General features: G+C 53.9%; 15 protein-coding genes. 6 read left to right on the top strand and 9 right to left on the bottom strand.

The features are described 5' to 3' along the window. Positions 1 to 32: 32 nt before the first annotated feature. From QNN88_RS03995 to atoS, 7 genes are all read right to left on the bottom strand, one after another. The gene (locus tag QNN88_RS03995; RefSeq protein ID WP_414239053.1) at positions 33 to 788 is read right to left on the bottom strand and encodes a MurR/RpiR family transcriptional regulator; all 756 of its coding nucleotides are present in this window, start codon (positions 786 to 788) and stop codon (positions 33 to 35) included. 192 nt (positions 789 to 980) lie between these two features. Further along, complete coding sequence (locus tag QNN88_RS03990) at positions 981 to 2165, bottom strand: acetyl-CoA C-acetyltransferase (RefSeq protein WP_414239052.1); 1185 nt, start codon at positions 2163 to 2165, stop codon at positions 981 to 983. 24 nt (positions 2166 to 2189) lie between these two features. Beyond that, complete coding sequence (locus QNN88_RS03985) at positions 2190 to 3512, bottom strand: TIGR00366 family protein (protein WP_414239051.1); 1323 nt, start codon at positions 3510 to 3512, stop codon at positions 2190 to 2192. Further along, positions 3509 to 4159 (bottom strand): 3-oxoacid CoA-transferase subunit B, encoded by a 651-nt coding sequence (locus tag QNN88_RS03980; protein ID WP_414239050.1) that lies wholly within the window; start codon positions 4157 to 4159, stop codon positions 3509 to 3511. The genes QNN88_RS03985 and QNN88_RS03980 overlap by 4 nt, the downstream gene beginning before the upstream one ends. After that, on the bottom strand, positions 4159 to 4821 hold the full coding sequence (atoD, locus tag QNN88_RS03975; protein ID WP_414239049.1) for an acetate CoA-transferase subunit alpha: 663 nt from the start codon (positions 4819 to 4821) through the stop codon (positions 4159 to 4161). Before atoD ends, QNN88_RS03980 begins: the two co-directional genes overlap by 1 nt. Before the next feature lie 197 nt (positions 4822 to 5018). Continuing rightward, complete coding sequence (atoC, locus tag QNN88_RS03970; protein WP_414239048.1) at positions 5019 to 6404, bottom strand: acetoacetate metabolism transcriptional regulator AtoC; 1386 nt, start codon at positions 6402 to 6404, stop codon at positions 5019 to 5021. Next, positions 6401 to 8227 (bottom strand): two-component system sensor histidine kinase AtoS, encoded by a 1827-nt coding sequence (gene atoS, locus QNN88_RS03965; protein ID WP_414239047.1) that lies wholly within the window; start codon positions 8225 to 8227, stop codon positions 6401 to 6403. Before atoS ends, atoC begins: the two co-directional genes overlap by 4 nt. Positions 8228 to 8401: 174 nt before the next feature. Between atoS and rcsC the strand changes: the two genes are divergently transcribed. Further along, a complete protein-coding gene (rcsC, locus tag QNN88_RS03960; RefSeq protein ID WP_414239046.1) occupies positions 8402 to 11248 on the top strand; it encodes a two-component system sensor histidine kinase RcsC in 2847 nt (948 codons plus the stop codon). Positions 11249 to 11356: 108 nt separating this feature from the next. Here the strand turns inward: rcsC and rcsB are convergent, their stop codons facing one another. Together rcsB and rcsD are read right to left on the bottom strand one after the other, a co-directional pair. Continuing rightward, on the bottom strand, positions 11357 to 12007 hold the full coding sequence (gene rcsB / locus QNN88_RS03955) for a response regulator transcription factor RcsB (protein ID WP_001061917.1): 651 nt from the start codon (positions 12005 to 12007) through the stop codon (positions 11357 to 11359). A 15-nt stretch (positions 12008 to 12022) separates the two neighbouring features. After that, complete coding sequence (gene rcsD, locus QNN88_RS03950; protein WP_414239045.1) at positions 12023 to 14692, bottom strand: phosphotransferase RcsD; 2670 nt, start codon at positions 14690 to 14692, stop codon at positions 12023 to 12025. A gap of 738 nt (positions 14693 to 15430) precedes the next feature. On the opposite strand from rcsD, the gene QNN88_RS03945 reads away from it, so the two are divergent. From QNN88_RS03945 to QNN88_RS03925, 5 genes are all read left to right on the top strand, one after another. Then, on the top strand, positions 15431 to 16561 hold the full coding sequence (locus tag QNN88_RS03945) for a porin OmpC (RefSeq protein ID WP_414239044.1): 1131 nt from the start codon (positions 15431 to 15433) through the stop codon (positions 16559 to 16561). A gap of 115 nt (positions 16562 to 16676) precedes the next feature. Beyond that, entirely contained in the window at positions 16677 to 17732 is a 1056-nt protein-coding gene (gene apbE, locus QNN88_RS03940) for an FAD:protein FMN transferase ApbE (RefSeq protein WP_414239043.1), read from the top strand. 83 nt (positions 17733 to 17815) lie between these two features. Beyond that, the gene (gene ada, locus QNN88_RS03935; protein WP_414239042.1) at positions 17816 to 18880 is read left to right on the top strand and encodes a bifunctional DNA-binding transcriptional regulator/O6-methylguanine-DNA methyltransferase Ada; all 1065 of its coding nucleotides are present in this window, start codon (positions 17816 to 17818) and stop codon (positions 18878 to 18880) included. Further along, positions 18880 to 19530, top strand: coding sequence for a DNA oxidative demethylase AlkB (alkB, locus tag QNN88_RS03930; RefSeq protein WP_414239041.1), 651 nt, complete (start codon positions 18880 to 18882; stop codon positions 19528 to 19530). Before ada ends, alkB begins: the two co-directional genes overlap by 1 nt. Before the next feature lie 75 nt (positions 19531 to 19605). Beyond that, positions 19606 to 21249: a multidrug ABC transporter permease/ATP-binding protein gene (locus tag QNN88_RS03925; RefSeq protein WP_414239040.1), complete on the top strand. Its 1644-nt coding sequence runs from the start codon at positions 19606 to 19608 to the stop codon at positions 21247 to 21249. Positions 21250 to 21313 lie beyond the last annotated feature (64 nt).

Below are 21313 nucleotides of genomic sequence, written 5' to 3'. Positions count from 1 at the left end.
GGGTTCTTTATTCCCCCTGACCCGGTCGATGATCATCGTTTATGAGGCGTCTTTTCACTGTTCATATTTAAATAGCAATATTGCAGCGCGTGGAAAAAAAGCGTGTGTAATGACATTTTCAGCGCAGCGAAACTTAGAGGGCTGATGCTGGATTGCGGCGTATATAACGTCACATCGGCCATCGCCGCGCCGCTTTGATGGCAGGCAACTGCCAGTGAGGCGGCCTCGTGTTCACGAATCAAGGTAATCAATTGATTATCCGGCTCCTCTTTGAGTCCAGGTAGCAGGATCACGGAATCACAATCCGTCAGGGTGTTTGTCAGCAGCGAATGGGCGTTCTGATATTCGACGGGAATGCAGACTTTACCAATATCGCTATAGTCCTGAATGATATTGCTGAGTAAGGAACTTAATTCCCGTGGATGACAAAAATAGAGATTGCGACTGGAATTAATAATTTCAAAGAAAGTATTAAGTGCTGCCGGGTTATTATTATTGATAAACTCGCTAAGAATAACATTGTTCTTCGTTGCCTGGGCCGGAAGCAGAGTCTCGGGTTGACTACGCAGACACTTAATTAAATCATATTTAAATGAAGTAAAGCCCGTATATCCGAGGGATTGAGCAAAACGAACAATGGAAGGTTGGCTGGTCTGCGTCTTTTTTGAAATTGCCGTAGACGTCAGTTTTTCCGCACCCGATAATGTAGCCAGAATGTAACGGCTAATTGTTTGTTCCGCGTGCGATCCTGTTTTTACCAGTAACTGAAGTTGTTCGATAATGTTCATTAAGGTCCCTCGGTTTTGTTTATTATGACAGATACACTTTATCCTTCAAGCTGCCTCTGTGTTGGCGACGAAGCGACATGGCTCGTCCATGAGCCTCGTCCCTTTGGGTCAGCGCAAGCGTGGTTCAAAATGCAGTAAGCATTTTGTCCTGCAACTCGAAGGATTTAGTGTATAACCAGGGGACTCCAGGGGTTAGTTCATCCTTTCCACAATCATCGCAATACCCTGACCGCCGCCGATGCACAGTGTCGCCAGCCCCAGCGTTTTATCCCTGGCTGAAAGCGCATGCAGTAATGTCACCAGAATCCGCGCGCCGCTGGCTCCGATGGGATGGCCAAGAGCAATCGCGCCTCCGTTAACGTTCACCTTTTGCGGATCGAAACCCAGCGTTTTGCCGACGGCGAGGAACTGCGCGGCAAACGCCTCATTGGCTTCAATCAGATCGATATCCGCCAGCGTTAAGCCGGTTTGCTGCAACACGTTTTGCGTTGCGGGCACCGGCCCCATCCCCATCATCGATGGCGCAACGCCGCCGCTGGCAAAACCGCGAATACGCGCTAACGGCGTTAAGTCCGCGGCCCGGGCGGCGTCTTCAGCCATCACTACCAGCGCCGCCGCGCCGTCGTTGATTCCCGAGGCGTTACCGGCGGTTACTGTGCCATTTTTATCGAACGCCGGGCGCAGCGCTGACAGACCGTCCAGCGTGGTCCCCGCTTTGGGGAACTCATCAACCGTAAACTGGATTTCCGTTTTACGGCTTTTGACCGTTACCGGCACGATTTCCTGAGTGAACGCGCCCGATTCAATGGCTGCCTGCGCTTTTTGTTGGGAACGTAGCGCGGCTTCATCCTGCATCGCGCGGGTGATGCCGTGGGCTTTGGCGACGTTTTCCGCCGTAATGCCCATATGATAGCCTTCGCTGGCGCACATCAGACCATCACGCAGGATGACGTCTGAGAGTTCGCCATCGCCCAACCGGTAGCCCCAGCGTGCTTTGGCGTTGAGCAGATACGGCGCCTGGCTCATATTTTCCATTCCGCCCGCCACCAGCACGTTGCCCTGGCCTGCCTGAATCGCCTGTGCCGCCAGCGCTACGCTTTTTAGCCCCGACCCGCACACTTTATTTACCGTGAAGCCGCAGACCGATTCAGGCAAACCCGCTTTCAGCAACGCCTGGCGTGCCGGGTTTTGCCCCAGCCCAGCCTGTAATACGTTGCCCATAATGACTTCGTCAATCGGTTGTCCATCCAGCCCGGCGCGGTGTAGCGCCTCCCGAATCACGATCGTCCCTAACTCTACCGCGCCAACGCCTGCCAGCGCGCCATTGAAGCTGCCCATCGCCGTACGTACGGCACTGACAATAACGGCATTTTTCATGTTCGATTCCTTTTTAACGTGACGTTAAAACAACGTCAGACCGACGACAAAGATGACCCCAGAGAACAGCAGAGCGGTGATGCAGTAACCCATGATGTCGCGAACCCCCAGTCCGGCAATGGCCAGTGCGGGAAGCGCCCAGAAGGGTTGCGCCATGTTCATCCACTGCTCGCCGTAGGCGATGGCCATCACGGATTTACCCAGATCGGCCCCTAACGCCTGCGCGGCGGGCATGACGAACGGCCCCTGAATAACCCAGTGACCGCCGCCTGACGGCACGGCAAAGTTGATCAGCGCAGAGCTGAAGAAGGTCATGACCGGGAAGGTGTCTTTATTGGCGACGTTAATGAAAAACTCAGTGATAAGCCCACCGAGACCGGAATGCTCCATCATCAACTGGATCCCGGCATAGAACGGGAATTGCACCAGGATCCCGGCGGTGCTGCGCGCAGCGGCGCTAATGGCGCGCATATAGGCCATTGGCGTTTTGTGCAGCAGCAGACCGGCAATCATAAACATCAGGTTGACGGTGTTGATAGTGATGTTGAACCCTTTCTCGGCGAAGTAGATCCCAAGATAAGCGATGCCTAGCGCCCCAATGATCCACGCCAGGATACGGCTCTCTTCCAGTTTTTCTGACGGCGGCGCATCAGCTGGCAGGGTCTTCTGAAAATCAGGCTCTTCCATCAACAGTTTCGGATCGACGCTGACCACATCGGAGGGTTTTGGCGTCATCATGCGGGTGATGAATGGCATAACGACAATCAGCCCGAGGGTGATGAAGATGTTAAAGCCAGTGAACAGGGTGTCGCTGACCGGTATCAAGCCTGCAATGTGCTCAACCGGGTTACCCGGCGTTGCCGCCAGCAAGGGCATCGATCCAGAAAAGCCGCCGCCCCAGGTCAGAAAACCGATATAGGCGCAGGCAATCAGCAGCGGATAATCGGAACCCGGTACGCGACGGGCAACTTCACGGGCAAACATCGCCCCCACCACCAGACCAAAGCCCCAGTTGATGACGCAGGCGACGGATCCAAAAAAGGTCACCAGCATCACGCCCTGAGCGGGCGTTTTAGCGCCAGACGCGGCAGTACGCAGCAGGTTTTTCACCGGACCCGAGCTTGCCAGCGCGTGGCCTGTCACGATGATCAACGCCATCTGCATCCCGAAGGCCAGCAGATTCCAGAAGCCATCCCCCCAGAAACGCACCATCGCGACGGGCGTTTGCGGCGTCAGCCACAGCGCGATGCCAAACGTCAGCAGCGTCAGCAGCATGGCAAAAATCAGAGGATCGGGCAGCCAGCGGCTGACGAAGCGCGTCATGAAACGTGAGATACGGCCAATCATGCATCACCTCGTTGAACGAGCAGATCGGCAGCCACGTCAAACTGTGCTTCGGTTTTTGCGCGCAGCGTCTCAAGAGAGCACCCTTCGGCAATTTCGGTCAGCCACATTTTGCCATCGATGAAACGGAATACCGCCAGTTCAGTCACCAGCACATGCAACGCGTGCTGGGCAGTCAGCGGCATGGTGCAGTGACGGAGGATTTTTGCCGAGCCGTCTTTCGCACAGTGTTCCATCGCGATAATGACTTTGCGCGCACCGGTCACCAGATCCATCGCGCCGCCCATGCCAGGCACCATCTTGCCGGGGACCACCCAGTTCGCAAGGTTAGCCTGTTCATCAACCTGCAACCCACCCAGAACGCAGGCGTCTACGTGACCGCCACGGATCAGGGCGAACGACATTGCGCTGTCGAACATCGCCGCGCCCGGTAAAATCCCACAGGGTTGTCCGCCAGCGTTCACCAGATCGGGATGTGCGGTGGTGACCGGCCCCAGGCCGAGAAATCCGTTCTCTGATTGCAGGGTGATATGAATGTCATCCGGCAAATAGTTGGCGACCATTGTTGGCAGGCCAATGCCTAAGTTCACGACATCACCATCACGAAGTTCTTGCGCCACACGGCGCGCAATACGTTGTTTCGCATCCATTATTTTCTCTCCTGTGGCATGACGATATGGTCGATAACCGCGCCGGGGGTGACTATCTGGTCAGGCAACAGATCGCCTGTTTCAACGAGTTCGTCTGGTTCCACCAGAGTGATATCAGCGGCGAGGGCAATCAGCGGATTAAAGTTGCGGGCGCTGAGTTGGTAGGTCAGGTTGCCAAGAGGGTCGGCACGGTGTGCGCGGATGAGCGCCAGATCGGCGCGTAGCGGGCGCTCCAGCAGCCAGGTTTTACCGTCGAGCGTCAGAGTTTGTTTGCCATCTTCCACGATGGTGCCAACGCCAGTAGGGGTCAGGAAGCCGCCGAGACCCGCACCGCCGCAGCGGATCTGTTCAATCAGCGTACCTTGTGGTACCAGTTGAACCTCCATCTCTTTGGCTATCATCCGGCGTCCGGTTTCCGGATTGGTGCCGATATGCGACGCAATGACTTTATTCACCCGGCCATTGACGATCAGTGGGCCGATACCGGTATCGACAAAGGCGGTGTCGTTGGCGATCAGCGTCAGGTCTCTGACGCCGGATTCAAGTAAGGCTTCGACAAGGCGGGGCGGTGTCCCTACCCCCATAAAACCACCTACCATGATGGTCATGCCGTCACGAAAGAATCCGGCAGCGTCTTGTAAGGCAATAAGTTTTGTTTTCATTATGTTTCCCTTTTGCATACTCCATTTTGGGTACGTAAAGGGAATAGCAATCGGGATGCCAGAATGGCTAATGGAGAGGGGAATTAATTAACTCATTGAATAACATGTATTATTCATTTTTTCGCGGTGTGATCTTCGTACGGATGCTATGCAGAATTTTGCGCACTGTGCAAAATTCTGCATAGCAGATTCTGGTCCTACAACCCGGCTGTATCGATACCGTATTCCTGTAGTTTGTACATCAGCGCACGTCGACTGATGCCTAACATCAGGGCGGCGCGGGTGCGGTTTCCTTCATGCTGTTCGAGCACCTCGATAATGATTCGCTTCTCTTCGCGTTTAATCTCTTCTTTCAGATTGCGTTCACCGGGCTGCACGGTTTTTATCTCGCTGTCGCCACATACCGGCTGGCGGAGCGGGGCGGGCAGATCTTCAGCAAAAATAACTGCACCCGTGTTCATCACTACCGCCCGCTCAATCACGTTCGATAGCTCCCGGATGTTTCCGGGCCACGGCCAGGTCGTGAGCATCGACATGGCCGCCGGATCGATCTCAATAATGTCACGCTGATTTTCCGAACTGAATTTCTGCAGGAAGTGGTTAGCGAGCAGCGCAATGTCTTCCCGTCGTTCTCGCAGCGGGGGAAGTTGCAGATGAATGACATTGAGACGGTAGAACAGGTCTTCACGAAAGGTTCCCTCTTTTACCATCGCGGGGAGATCCCGGTTGGTGGCGGCGACAATGCGGATATCCACCTGAATGGTCTGGTGCCCGCCTACGCGTTCGAATTCCCGTTCCTGCAGGATGCGCAGCAGCTTCGCCTGCAAGACTAACGGCATTTCGCCAATTTCATCGAGCAGCAGCGTTCCCTGATGGGCGCGTTCGAACAGCCCCTGCCGCTGAGTTTGTGCGCCGGTGAAGGCCCCTTTTTCATGACCAAACAGCTCGCTTTCCAGCAGCGATTCCGGCAGCGCGGCGCAGTTGATTTTGATAAACGGACCGTTTGCCCGGCGCGAGTTGTAGTGAATAGCACGCGCAATCAACTCTTTACCGGTGCCGCTTTCACCACTGATCAGGACGTTGGCCTGTGACAGGGCAATTTTTGCCGTGTCTTTGCAGATATCCATCATCCGTGGACTGTTGGTCAGGATATGCCCCCACTGCCAGCTGGTGCTCAGCGCCTGATGCAGACTGCGGATCTCCTGTTTCATCGCCTGTAGTTGCAGGGCACGCTGGATGAGTAAATTGAGTTCATCGAGATCGAAAGGTTTGATCACGTAATCAAACGCTCCGCTGCGTAACGCTTCGACGGCAGTTTCGACTTCGGCGTAAGCGGTCATCAGGATCACGGGAATGCGCGGTTGCTGGGTGCGCATGACTTTCAGCGCCTCAATCCCGTTCATCTCCGGCATGCGGATATCCATCAGCACCACATCCGGCGGTGCGTCGACAAAGCGCTGTAACGCTTCCTCCCCGTTGCTGGCACAGTGCGTTTCATGCCCCTGTAACGAAAAGGCTGTGGTGAGCATACGACGAACGTTATCTTCGTCATCCACGATGAGGATACGATAGCGGGTTTTCATTGTGACAAAGTTCCCTGCGGGTTTATCGGTAAAATAAGGGTAAAGGTCGCGCCGCATCCGGGCATGCTGGTAACGTGAATATCGCCCTGGTGAGCATTAATAATGCGCTGGCTGAGCGCGAGTCCAAGCCCCGTTCCTGAGGCTTTGGTGGTGAAAAAGGGGTCGAAGATCTTTTTCTGTAGCGCGACATCGATTCCACAACCATTATCTTCAATCGTTACGGCTTGTTGTGTAGTTGAATATTGCCAGGTACGAATGCGAATTTCACCGCGTGCGTTGATGGCCTGCACGGCATTAATCAAGAGATTGAGGATCACCTGTTTCAGCAGTTCGCGATCGGCAGCAATGGCAGGTAATGACCGATCCAGCTCGCAGTTAAAGGCAATCCGCGCCTGAACGCCAGAGGTTTGCACCAGAATCAGAGTCTCTTCGATAAGCGCGTTAAGCTGAACCTGTTGCCACTGACTCTGCCGCGGTCGGGAAAAATCCAGCAACTGCTGAATGACTCTGTTAATCGAATCAATCTCTTTTAGGACCACAGACAAATATTCCTGATGCACCGGCAGGCTGGTTTGTTGACGGATGATTTGCACATAACCCCGGATGGCGGTCAGGGGATTGCGCACTTCATGCGCCACGCCGGCCATCAGTTCTCCCAGTGTGGCAAGTCGCTCCGTTTGCGCCAGACGACGTTGCGTCTCTTTGCGGGCGGTCAGGTCGGAAAAAATCACCAGCGCGCCAATTAATTCACCCCTGGGGTTATGAATGCGGCTGGTGGTGACACTGAGTTCAATGGTGCGGTCGCGCGCCGGGAAGCTGACTTCTTGCGCCAGATGCTCCGTTCCGTGCGCCAGAGTATCGAGAACCGGGCTGGCAAAATGAGGATCAGAGAACAGGGTGGCATAAGGTTTACCGACCAGTTCATTCAGCGTGTAGCCGGTAATCATTTCCGCTGCGGGGTTCATGGTGGTAACGTCGCCCTGCCTGTCGATCGCAATCACGCCGTCGGCGGCGTTTTCAATGATCAGATCGTTAAGCGTTTTGGTTTCACGCAGCGTTTGCGCCAGGGCGTTGACGCTGCGACTGATTTGCCCCAGTTCGCCAGGAAGATTGGGCAGTTGTGCCGGTGTTTTCTGCGCCAGCGTTGACAGGCCGTCCGTGATGATGTCGATATTGGCGCTCAGGCGTCGGGAAAACAGCACAATCAATAACAGGCTACAGAGCAGGCCCGCCGCCAGTACCGCAATAATACGCACGTCCATTCTCCAGGCCTGACGCTGGATATCTTCCGTTAACTCATTTGCCCAGATGTAACCCAGCACGTCGCCATCCCGGGTGATGGGGATCATTGAGTTGAGAATATCGCCGCGCACCTGGCGACCGGAAAAGACCACCGGGCTATTGCTGCTCATCACTTCGCGTCCGGGGTGATCGGCGGCAATCGTCACACCGACGTTATTTTGATACAGCGCGGAAGGGGCGTAAGTGACAATCGCATCCAGCGCTTTGTTATAGTAGCCCGCGCCGACGCCCGGAAACGCCTGAGTGATCTGTTCGGTGATGGGGCCAAGTTCGGCATTCAGCGCCTGAATACGCGCTTCCCGCGGCAACGTCGTAAAATGGGTAAAGCGATCGCCCAGCGCCTGATCGAGCAGATGCACGACGGCAGATAATTTTTTCTCTTTTTCGGATAAGACTGCTGACCGTCCTTCGGTTTCTACGATATAACCGATTGACAGCGTCGGCACGATGACCATCAGGATCGCCATCAGTATCATTTGATTGCGTAAGCGTCGCGGGTATAACCCTCTCAAAAAGCGCATGCTGGCATCCCTGTGACCCATTTTCTGACAAACGCCGATTATCGGGGGTTGCGGCAACGGTTTCTCAGCGGTGTATCATATTCCCGCAAACGAAGGCGCGGGCATTGCGACGCCGCGCATTTACCGCTACCTTAATCACACTCCATTTATCGCCTGAGGCGGAGCTTCGCCCTTTTGAAATACCTTGCTTCCTTTCGCACGACACTGAAAATCTCGCGCTACCTGTTCAGAGCGTTGGCGCTGTTAATTTGGCTGCTCATTGCCTTTGCCTCGGTGTTCTACATCGTGAACGCCCTGCATCAGCGCGAATCTGAGATCCGCCAGGAGTTTAACCTCAGTTCCGATCAGGCCCAGCGCTACATTCAGCGCACCTCGGATGTGATGAAAGAGCTCAAATATATCGCTGAGAATCGCCTGACGGCGGAAAACGGCGTCCTCTCTTCGCGCGCCCGTGACGACAAAACCGTGGTGCCGACCTTCCAGCCGCTGTTTGCCGATTCCGACTGCGCGGCGATGGGCAATGCCTGGCGCGGATCGCTGGAGTCGCTGGCGTGGTTTATGCGCTACTGGCGCGATAACTTTTCCGCCGCGTACGACCTGAATCGCGTTTTTCTCATTGGCGGCGATAACCTCTGCATGGCTAATTTCGGTCTGCGCGATATGCCCGTCGAGCGCGATAATGCGCTGAAAACGCTGCACGAGCGGATTATGAAGTACCGGGATGCGGCGAAGGATGAGTCCGGGAACAATCTTTACTGGGTGGGGCAGGGGCCGCGTCCGGGAATTGGTTATTTCTACGCGCTGACGCCGGTCTATCTTGCAAACCGCCTGCAGGCGCTGTTGGGCGTTGAGCAGTCCATTCGGATGGAAAACTTTTTTACCCCGGGCAGCCTGCCGATGGGCGTAACCATTCTGGATGAAAATGGGCATGCGCTGATTTCACTGACCGGGCCGGAAGGTACCATCAAGGCGGAACCTCGCTGGATGCAGGAGCGTTCCTGGTTTGGCTATACGCCAGGCTTTCGTGAGCTGGTGCTGAAGAAAAACCTGCCGCCGTCCTCGTTGAGTATTGTCTATTCTGTTCCGGTCGATCTGGTGCTGGAACGGATCCGGATGCTGATTCTGAATGCCATTCTGCTGAACGTGCTGGTGGGTGCGGCATTGTTTACCCTCGCGCGGATGTACGAACGGCGGATCTTTATTCCGGCGGAAAGCGACGCCCAACGGCTGGAAGAGCATGAGCAGTTCAACCGTAAGATTGTCGCGTCCGCGCCGGTCGGGATCTGTATCCTGCGTACCGTTGACGGTATTAACATCCTCAGTAACGAGCTTGCGCACACGTATCTGAACATGCTCACCCATGAGGACCGACAGCGGCTGACGCAAATCATCTGCGGACAGCAGGTGAACTTTGTCGATGTGCTGACCAGCAATAACACGAATCTGCAGATTAGCTTTGTCCATTCCCGCTATCGCAATGAAAACGTGGCGATTTGCGTGCTGGTCGATGTTTCCGCTCGCGTCAAAATGGAAGAGTCGTTGCAGGAGATGGCGCAGGCGGCTGAGCAGGCGAGCCAGTCGAAATCGATGTTCCTGGCGACCGTCAGCCATGAGCTGCGTACGCCGCTGTATGGCATCATCGGTAACCTCGATCTGCTGCAAACCAAAGAATTGCCAAAAGGGGTCGATCGCCTGGTGACGGCGATGAATAACTCCTCCAGCTTGCTGCTAAAAATCATTAGCGACATTCTCGATTTCTCGAAAATCGAATCGGAGCAGTTGAAAATTGAGCCGCGTGAATTCTCACCGCGCGAGGTGATGAGCCACATTACCGCGAACTATCTGCCGCTGGTGGTGCGCAAGCAGCTCGGCCTGTACTGCTTTATCGAACCGAATGTGCCGGTGGCGCTTAATGGCGATCCGATGCGCCTGCAACAGGTGATTTCTAACCTGTTGAGCAACGCGATTAAATTCACCGACATGGGCTGCATCGTACTGCATGTCAGCCGCGACGATGATTATCTCAGTATTCGCGTGCGGGATACTGGCGTCGGGATCCCGGCGAAAGAAGTGGTGCGCTTATTCGATCCGTTCTTCCAGGTCGGTACGGGCGTGCAGCGCAATTTCCAGGGAACGGGGCTGGGGCTGGCGATTTGCGAAAAACTGATCAGCATGATGGATGGTGACATCTCGGTGGATTCCGAACCGGGAATGGGCAGCCAGTTTACGGTGCGTATCCCGCTGTATGGCGCACAGTATCCGGCGAAAAAAGGTCTCGATGGACTGGCCAGTACACGCTGCTGGCTGGCAGTGCGTAATGCCTCGCTGTGCCAGTTTGTGGAAAACAGCCTGACGCGCAGCGGCGTCGAGGTGTTGCGTTATGAAGGTCAGACACCGGCGAGTGACGACATGTTGATCACGGATGATGCGCTGGAACAGCCGTGGCAGGGGCGTGCGGCGGTCATATTCTGTCGTCGCCATATAGGCATTCCGCAGGAAAGGGTGCCGGGTGAGTGGGTGCACAGCGTGGCGTCGCCGCATGAACTGCCGGCGTTGCTGGCCCGGATCTACCGTATTGAGCTGGACGATGAGGAGCTCTCCTCCGCGTTACCGGCTCCGGAAAAAGCGGCGGCTACCAATGATGACATGATGATTCTGGTGGTTGACGATCATCCCATTAACCGCCGCCTGCTGGCCGATCAACTGGGATCGCTGGGGTATCAGTGCAAAACCGCCAATGACGGCGTGGATGCCCTGAACGTCCTGAGCAAAAACCCTATCGATATCGTGCTAAGCGACGTTAACATGCCGAATATGGATGGCTATCGTCTGACGCAGCGTATACGTCAGTTAGGGCTGACTTTACCGGTTGTTGGGGTGACGGCCAACGCTTTAGCTGAAGAGAAACAGCGCTGTCTGGAGTCGGGGATGGACAGCTGTCTGTCGAAGCCGGTTACGCTGGATGTCATCAGGCAGACGCTGGCGGTGTATGCGGAGCGGGTCAGGAAAACGCGGGGGTAAAAATGCCGGATGGCGGCTTTGCCTTATCCGGCCTACAGAACGGGGATATTTTCCGTCACCAGGCCTGATAAGCGGAGCGCCATCCGGCATTTCGCAACTGAAAAGGTATCAGTCTTTGTCTGCCGGACTCAGGGTCACGGAAGAGAGATAGTTCAGCAGTGCGATATCGTTCTCAACGCCCAGTTTCATCATCGCTGATTTCTTCTGGCTGCTGATGGTTTTGATACTGCGGTTGAGCTTCTTGGCGATTTCAGTCACCAGGAAACCTTCGGCAAACAAACGCAGCACTTCACTCTCTTTCGGAGAGAGACGTTTGTCGCCGTAGCCGCCCGCGCTGATTTTTTCCAGCAGGCGAGAGACGCTTTCCGGGGTGAACTTTTTGCCTTTCTGCAGCGCAGCCAGCGCTTTCGGCAGGTCTGTTGGCGCGCCCTGTTTCAGGACAATTCCTTCGATATCGAGATCAAGCACCGCGCTCAGGATTGCCGGGTTATTGTTCATAGTCAGAACAATGATCGACAGGCTCGGAAAGTGACGCTTGATATATTTGATCAGGGTGATCCCATCGCCGTACTTGTCGCCCGGCATAGAGAGATCGGTAATCAACACGTGTGCATCTAATTTTGGCAGGTTGTTGATCAGTGCTGTGGAGTCTTCAAATTCGCCAACAACATTCACCCACTCGATTTGTTCAAGTGATTTGCGAATACCGAACAGTACAATCGGATGGTCATCGGCAATAATTACGTTCATATTGTTCATGTAAAGGCTACCTTGCTACAGCAAGCTCTTGACGTAGGCGTCAATGTCGCTGATATATTTTTCTATTCCTGGAGCATCTTTCTCACGAATCAGATGTTCCAGCGTTTCACATAACTGCTTGCCGGGTACCAGATTTAGCATGGCAAACACGCCTTTCAGGCGGTGAGCCGTTTGGGCTAGCGCAGCAAAATCGCTGATTGCAGCCTCAGTATACAACCTCTTAACATCATCCGGTACTGTGTCTACAAATAGTGCGTAGTAACCGCTGGCATGAAGTTCGGCGTTTTCATCACCTCCCAGAGGGGATTCCGGGACCGCTTCTTGCGCCAGTTGCTCTTCAATTAGTTGTAGTACAGCTTCCTGCATAGCGTTGCTCATATTAAAGTTGACGCGAAGCTGGCCGGGGCCAATTTTCCGCACGCCTGACTCATCATCGCTTAAAAGCAAGCCGGAGGCAGTAAGATTAGACGGATTATCAGTTAAAAAGAGATCATATTCTTGACTTATGAGTCTCTCATCCGGGGTGATGCAGGTCGCTCCCCAGTTTTCCAGCTGGCGAAGCACGATATTGCGCACCTCGTTTGAGGTCACGTCGATCATCACGCTGACATCATCCAGCAGACGCTCTTCGTCTTCTTTATGCTGGTCGAGCGGCGTCATTTTAACATGGACTGTATAGCGTGTACCCAGCCCATCTCGCGCTTTTATGCTCAAATGTCCGCCAAGTTTACGCGCCAGCTGATCGCATAACCTGAAGGCCAGCGGATTGGCTTTGCCGTAACGGTCTTTCTGCGTCTCACTGATGAACGGGAAATGCAGGTTGTCGATTTCGCTTAACGTCACGCCTTCGCCGGTATCCAGAATGCGGAACGTCAGGCGCTCGGCCACCGACTCATCCTGATCCACCTCGAGCGTGATTTTGCCAATCTGGGTAGTTGTTACCGCGTATTGCATCAACAGCAGTAAGATCCGTCGCAGCGCATCGCGATCGCCATGCCGCTCGTCATTTGCCGTCAGATGATTATTGATGAGCAGTTGCAACCCTTTACGCTTCATCGCGGGCAGCACTTGCGGGACGACGTCGTCAATTAACGCCTGAACCGAGAAGAGGGTAGGCTCACTCTTCCAGGCGTCGTTTTCCAGCATGTTCGCCAGTTGAATCTCATCAATCATGCGGACCAGTTCGTCGGCATGGTTCGCCAGTTGCCGGGCATCATGCGTTTGCAACTGGGCAATTTCCGCTACCAACGTTTTGACCGGCTCTTTCAACGTCTCGCTGATGTTTTGCATAAAGGCGACGCGGCCCTGCTGATTTTTTTCATATAACCGTTGCGCCTGTTTGAGCTTTTTGTTCACCAGCACTTCGCGATCCTGATCGCGGATAATAAAGATCTGGGTGCGTGGGGCGACCTGGCTGCGGAACAGCCGTATCTCATACAGCTCGTTATTGACCGTCGCCTGGATCACGCCCTGATGCTGTTCCGCCATGCTGGTGATATTTTGCAGATTCAGATGCGGCAGCAGATGGTCGGCAATTTTGTTGCTCATCACCGTGCGGTTCGCTTCCTGGTCATGCACCAGCAGACCCAGCGGCAATAGGGAGACAATCTCTTCGTTAATCGCACGCAGAATACGTAGCTCATTATTGGCTGCAGTATTCGGCGCGACTTCCGTTGTGCGTCCCGGCTGGTTACGGAAGGTGGTATAGCCAAACAGGGCGAGGGCCAGCAGGCCGATATTGAGCAGCAGCGGTAACAGGATGTTTTGCAGCGTATCAAGCAGCAGAGTACCAAACGGAACCTGCCAGACCAGTCGCATTCCCGTCGAGTTCAGCGCCGAGGCGATTTCAATTTTTGAACTGTTAAAGCTGATGCTTACGCTGTCGGGTGATTCTTTATCTGCATTGCGTGTGCTGGCTGGTGTCGTGTCAGGCTCAAGGCGGAAGCTGTCCAGCGGCATGCCGGGAGGAATTAAGTCATTGATGGGCAGATCAAACGCGACAACGGTCGCCAGATGTCCCGGCTGGTTAAAAGTGGTTCGCAGGGTAAAGTAGTGACCATTTTGCCATGCCAGACGGCGCAAAGATGAAAAGCTTTCCCGTTCGTCCAGCGCATTGGCCTGCTGAAGCATCTCTGCCCGACGGGAATCGACAATGCTGCCGATGGTCGACTCTTTAAATCCCGAAGAGAGATCTTTTAACGGCAACGTCGAGATAAGGGTCAGACTGTTGTCCTGCCCGTTGAGATAATACATGGACCACGGCACGGTTTCGGCACCCCACAGGGTGTCGAGGTAAGTTGAGATACGCTGCGTCATTTCCAGCGTTGAACTGTCATGCGATCCAAAGATCAGCGCTTCGGTTTTACGCCGTGGTTTTTCAAGATAGTAGACGTCCTGCTTCAGGCGCGTTTCCTGCAAGCCTTCGCTGTTCGACGGATTCGTGGTCGCGGCGATATTGTCATAGATTTGCCAGGTCGCGTAACGCCAGGTATCGATACGCTTATGAATGGCATGGGTGATATCGACGATTTGATAGCTCTTATCTTTCAACCATGCGTTTACCGCGCTTTGCACCATCACGCCCATCGTCACCAGCAACACAATGATCAGCAATAAAAAGAAACGGGTAATGCTTCCCGGCAGGAGGGAAAATCGGGACGTAGCCGTTGTATCAGACTGACTCATTCGTGGTTATGACCTGTAAAACAACGCAGAAGGTGAAAGGGCAGTATAAAGGGTACGGTGTGAATTTCCACATTCTCTCCTCATTGATGTTCTGCATTTTTCGCCAAAAAGAATTCAACAGTTAAATGACTTAAATGTGTACAGAACTCCCTGCTACGTACAAATATTGCCCGAAGCAGGGTAACGAATAGCACAAAATAACAAGAAACCGGTTTCTGATATCAGTCAGTGACTGAATGAAGGTAAATAGTTAATAGTTGTTATTATTTTAGTGCGGTAGCACATAATGAGAAAGAAAGTGTAAAGAAGGGTAAAAAAAAACCGAACGCATCGCATCCGGTTGAAATAGGGGTAAACAGACATTCAGAAATGAATGACGGTAATAAATAAAGTTAATGATGATAGCGAAAGCTATTTTAGTGATGCATGACGATTTTGTTTTGTCATTCAGTGCTATGAATTTTATTTCTCTATTGTGTTGTTTTTAAATGCTTTTTTATATTGTTTGTGTGATCGTGCTTATTTTTTAACTTTCTGAGGTAAAAAAAGTTCCCTTGAATTTACATTTAGAAACATCTATATGGATAAATGAAACATCTTAAAAGTTTTAGTATCATATTCGTGTTGGATTATTCTGCAATTTTGAGGAGAATGAACTTGCCGACTGGTTAATGAGGGTTAATCAGTATGCAGTGGCATAAAAAAGCAAATAAAGGCATATAACAGAGGGTTAATAACATGAAAGTTAAAGTACTGTCCCTCCTGGTACCAGCACTGCTGGTAGCAGGCGCAGCAAATGCGGCTGAAATTTACAACAAAGACGGCAACAAATTAGACCTGTTCGGTAAAGTCGACGGTCTGCATTATTTCTCCGATGATAAAAGCGCTGATGGCGATCAGACCTATATGCGTATCGGCTTCAAAGGCGAAACCCAGGTTAACGATCAGATCACCGGTTACGGCCAGTGGGAGTATCAGATCCAGGGTAACGCGCCTGAATCCGAAAACAACTCCTGGACTCGTGTTGCATTCGCAGGTCTGAAATTCGGCGATGCGGGTTCTTTCGACTACGGTCGTAACTACGGCGTTGTGTATGACGTAACTTCATGGACCGACGTCCTGCCAGAATTCGGTGGGGATACCTACGGTTCTGACAACTTCATGCAGCAGCGTGGTAATGGCTTCGCGACTTACCGTAACACTGATTTCTTCGGTCTGGTTGATGGCCTGAACTTTGCCCTGCAGTATCAGGGTAAAAACGGTAGCCCATCTGGTGAAGGTGATGATGGCATCGCTTACACCGGTGTAACTAACAACGGTCGTGAAGCGCTGCGTCAGAACGGTGACGGTGTTGGCGGTTCCTTGACCTATGACATCGGCGAAGGCTTCGGTCTGGGTGCGGCAGTGAGCAGCTCCAAACGTACGGATGAGCAGAACAGAGCGATCTACCTTGGTAACGGCGATCGTGCTGAAACCTACACCGGTGGCCTGAAATACGACGCTAACAACCTTTATCTGGCAGCACAGTACACCCAGACCTATAACGCGACGCGTGTAGGCGGCGAAGGTTGGGCAAACAAAGCGCAGAACTTCGAAGTGGTTGCTCAGTACCAGTTCGACTTCGGTCTGCGTCCGTCCATTGCTTACCTGCAGTCCAAAGGTAAAAACCTGGGAACTCTCAACGGTCGTAACTACGACGATGAAGATCTGCTGAAATATGTTGATGTAGGCGCAACCTATTACTTCAACAAAAACATGTCCACCTACGTTGATTACAAAATCAACCTGCTGGATGACAACAACTTCACTCGCGATGCTGGTATCAGCACCGACGACGTCGTTGCACTGGGCCTGGTTTACCAGTTCTAAGTTTGCTTAATGTCGATAGAAGGCCCTTCGGGGCCTTTTTTTGTGCGGTTTTACGGCGCACAACCACCGGTTTTTGGTGTACTCTTGCGCCTCTTTCGCAGGAGGATAATCACGTATGGAAATGAACATTGCTCGTGTGGTCTTACTGGCGGCGGCGCTCTTTTTAACCGGGTGCGATAGTGCGCCGGAGGCTGCGCAAACGCCTGCCACGGCTCCGGTTGTGCTGGAAGGGAAAACGATGGGCACCTTCTGGCGCGTGAGCGTGGTCGGAGTCGATGCCAAACGGGCTGAGATACTACAAACAAAAATTCAGACGCAACTGGATGCCGACGACCAACTGCTCTCAACCTATAAAAATGATTCGGCGCTGATGCGCTTCAACCAGTCGAAAAGTCTTTCTCCCTGGCCTGTCAGCGAGGCGATGGCGGATATTGTCACTTCAGCGTTGCGTATTGGGCAAAAAACACAGGGCGCGATGGATATCACCGTCGGGCCGTTAGTGAATTTGTGGGGGTTTGGCCCCGACAAGCAGCCGGTCCAGATCCCGACGCAAGCGCAAATTGATGCGGCAAAAGCCAACAGCGGGTTGCAACACCTGACGGTGATCAACCAGGCGAAACAGCAGTATCTGCAAAAAGATCTGCCGGATTTGTTTGTTGATCTCTCCACCGTTGGTGAAGGCTATGCCGCCGATCATCTGGCACAGTTGATGGAGCGCGAAGGTATCGCCCGCTATCTGGTCTCTGTTGGAGGCGCGTTGAACAGTCGCGGAATGAACGCTGAAGGACATCCGTGGCGGGTGGCTATCCAGAAGCCTACTGACCGTGAAAACGCGGTTCAGGCAGTGCTGGATATTAACGGGCACGGTATCAGCACCTCCGGCAGCTATCGCAATTATTACGAGCTGAACGGCAAGCGCCTCACTCACGTTATCAATCCGCAAACGGGTCGCCCCATTGAGCACAATCTGGTGTCGGTGACGGTGATTGCGCCAACAGCGCTGGAGGCGGATGGCTGGGACACCGGGCTGATGGTGCTCGGTGCGGAGAAAGCCAAAGAGGTTGTGCGCCAGGAAGGGCTGGCGGTATACATGATTATTAAAGAGGGCGAGGGGTTCAAAACCTGGATGTCTCCGCAGTTTGAAAGCTTCCTCATACGTGAGCAAAATTAAAAAGCAAGATTGCGGGTTTTCGGTTGACGGGTTTCGGACACACTACCGCTAAGCAGGCACTATGCTTAATGAAGGAGCCCAGAATGACACACTTTCTTTGCCTTAATGATGATGAACGCTGGCAGTTGGTCTTAGAACGCGATGCCAGTGCAGATGGTGAATTTGTCTTTGCGGTGCAGACGACCGGGATCTTTTGCCGGCCTTCCTGCACGGCAAAACATGCGCTGCGCAAAAATGTTCGCTTCTTTCCCGACGCGCAGGACGCGTTAACGGCCGGTTTTCGCCCGTGCAAACGCTGTCAGCCGGATAAAGCCAACGCCCGGCAGCATCGACTGGATAAAATCACCCTGGCCTGTCAGCTTCTGGAGCAGGAAAGCCCGATCACGCTCGATGCGCTGGCCGAGCAGGTGGCGATGAGTCCATATCATCTCCATCGGGTGTTCAAAGCCACGACCGGGATGACGCCAAAAGCATGGCAACAGTCGTATCGTGCCCGACGCCTGCGTGACGCCCTCAGTCACGGCGAAAGTGTAACCCAGGCGATTCTCAACGCCGGTTTTCCTGACAGCAGCAGCTACTATCGTAACGCCGACGCAACGTTAGGGATGACCGCGAAGCAGTTCCGTCGCGGCGGCGACAATCTGGTCGTGCGTTATGCGCTGGCTGATTGTTCACTCGGGCGCTGTCTGGTGGCGGAAAGCGAACGCGGGATTTGCGCCATTTTATTGGGCGATGATGATGCGACGCTGACGGCCGAACTGCATACGCTCTTTCCCGCCGCGCATAATGAGCCGGCTGATGCCGGCTTTCAGCAGCGTCTTCACCGTGTGATTGCCAGTATTGACGGGCGTGACGTCGCACTGTCATTGCCGCTGGATATTCAGGGTACCGCGTTTCAACAGCAGGTCTGGCAGGCGTTGCGGACGATTCCTTATGGTGAGACCGTCAGCTATCTGCAACTGGCAAAGGCGATCGGCAAGCCGAATGCGGTTCGTGCCGTTGCCAGCGCCTGTGGCGCGAATAAACTGGCTATTGTGATCCCCTGCCACCGTGTTGTGCGGGGTGACGGTTCGCTCTCCGGTTATCGCTGGGGCGTGTCGCGCAAGGCACAGATCCTGCGCCGTGAATCGCCTGATGAGGGGGCATAATGCTTGATTTGTTTGCCGAATCGCAGCCCTGGCAGGAACCGCTGGCGCCCGGTGCGGTGATTCTACGCCGCTTTGCCTTCAGCGCGGCGCCGCAACTGGTACAAGAGATTGAGACGGTCGCCCACCGCTCGCCGTTTCGCCAGATGATCACTCCCGGCGGTTACACGATGTCGGTGGCGATGACCAACTGTGGCCGACTGGGCTGGACGACGGACCGCGACGGCTACCTCTATTCGCCGATCGATCCACTCACTGGAAATGCCTGGCCGCCTTTTCCGGCGTCTTTTCTCACCTTGTGCCAGCAGGCGGCGACCGAGGCGGGCTACGCTGATTTCCAGCCGGATGCGTGCCTGATCAACCGCTATGCGCCAGGCGCAAAGCTTTCGTTGCATCAGGACAAAGACGAGCCGGATCTGCGTGCGCCCATCGTCTCTGTTTCGTTGGGTTTACCGGCCGTCTTCCAGTTTGGCGGCCTGAAACGTAGCGATCCCCTCACGCGGATCCTGCTTGAGCACGGTGATGTGGTGGTCTGGGGCGGTGAATCGCGCCTGTACTATCACGGTATTCAGCCGCTGAAAGCCGGGTTCCATCCTCTGACCGCGGACTGTCGTTACAATCTGACTTTTCGTCAGGCGGGTAAAAAAGAATAAAAATAAGAATTATTATTGCTGAACGCGTTGAGATGTTTAAACTGCGGGCTGTTATTCCTTGTCCGGGTTGTATGAATGGAACTACTTCTTCTTGTCTGGCGGCAGTATCGCTGGCCATTTATTAGCGTGATGGCGCTCAGCCTCGTCAGCGCGGCGCTGGGGATTGGCCTTATCGCCTTTATCAATCAGCGGCTTATTGAAAATGCTGATCCCTCTCTGCTGGTTTTACCGGAATTTCTGGGACTCCTGTTACTGCTGATGGCGGTGACGCTGGGTTCACAACTGGCGCTCACCACGCTGGGTCACCACTTTGTCTTCCGCCTGCGTAGCGAATTCATCAAGCGTATTCTCGATACGCACGTGGAACGTATTGAAGAACTGGGCAGCGCCTCTTTGCTGGCCGGGTTGACCAGCGACGTGCGCAACATCACCATTGCTTTTGTTCGTCTGCCTGAACTGGTGCAGGGGATTATTCTGACTGTCGGCTCGGCGGCGTATCTGGCGATGCTGTCGACCAAAATGCTGCTGGTGACCGCTATCTGGATGGTTATTACCATCTGGGGCGGGTTTATGCTGGTGTCGCGGGTTTACCGTCATATGGCAACCCTGCGCGAAACCGAAGATAAGCTGTATAACGATTATCAGACGGTGCTGGAAGGGCGCAAAGAGCTGACGCTCAACCGCGAGCGGGCGGAGCATATCTTCAACAACCTCTATATTCCGGATGCCAAAGCGTATCGTCACCACATTATTCGCGCCGACACCTTCCACCTCAGCGCCGTGAACTGGTCGAACATCATGATGCTTGGTGCGATTGGCCTGGTGTTCTGGATGGCGAACAGCCTCGGCTGGGCGGATACCAACGTTGCGGCCACCTACTCGTTAACGCTGCTGTTCCTGCGCACGCCGCTGCTGTCAGCGGTGGGTGCACTCCCGACGCTGCTTACGGCGCAGGTGGCTTTCAACAAGCTGAACACCTTCGCGCTGGCGCCGTTTAAAGCACAATTTCCGCGCCCGCAGGCGTTCCCGGACTGGAAAACCCTCGAACTGCGTAACGTCATGTTCCACTATCAGGACAACGCATTCTCCGTCGGGCCGGTGAATCTGACAATTAACCGTGGTGAGTTGCTGTTTTTAATCGGCGGCAACGGCAGCGGTAAATCGACGCTGGCGATGCTATTGACGGGCCTGTATCAGCCGCAGTCAGGGGAAATCCTGCTGGACGGCAAGCCTGTCAGCGCCGAAAAACCAGAAGATTATCGCAAGCTCTTTTCAGCGGTATTTACCGACGTCTGGCTCTTTGACCGGCTACTGGGACCGGAAGGCAAACCGGCCGATCCGCTACTGGTTGAGAAGTGGCTGGGGCATTTGAAAATGACGCACAAGCTGGAGCTGAGCGATGGCCGGATCCTGAATCTGAAGCTGTCAAAAGGGCAGAAAAAGCGCGTGGCGCTGCTGCTGGCGCTGGCGGAAGATCGCGACATTATTCTGCTTGATGAGTGGGCAGCCGATCAGGATCCGCACTTCCGCCGGGAATTTTATCAGGTACTGTTACCGCTGATGCAGGAGATGGGGAAAACCATTTTCGCCATCAGCCACGACGACCACTATTTTATTCATGCCGACCGTCTGCTGGAAATGCGTAACGGACAACTGAGTGAACTGGTGGGTGATGAGCGTGATGCCGCATCACGCGATGCAGTCGCGCGCACGGCCTGATTCTGCTAAACCGTTGTCCCGACGGCGCAAGGCGTTTCGGGGCAACGTTTCTTTTTTATCCATC

It is taken from the genome of Citrobacter sp. ANG330 (assembly GCF_047467925.1).
Taxonomy (GTDB): Bacteria; Pseudomonadota; Gammaproteobacteria; order Enterobacterales; family Enterobacteriaceae; genus Citrobacter_A; species Citrobacter_A amalonaticus_G.
Note: the sequence above shows the minus strand (reverse complement) of the source record. Positions and strands in the feature narration are given on the sequence as shown.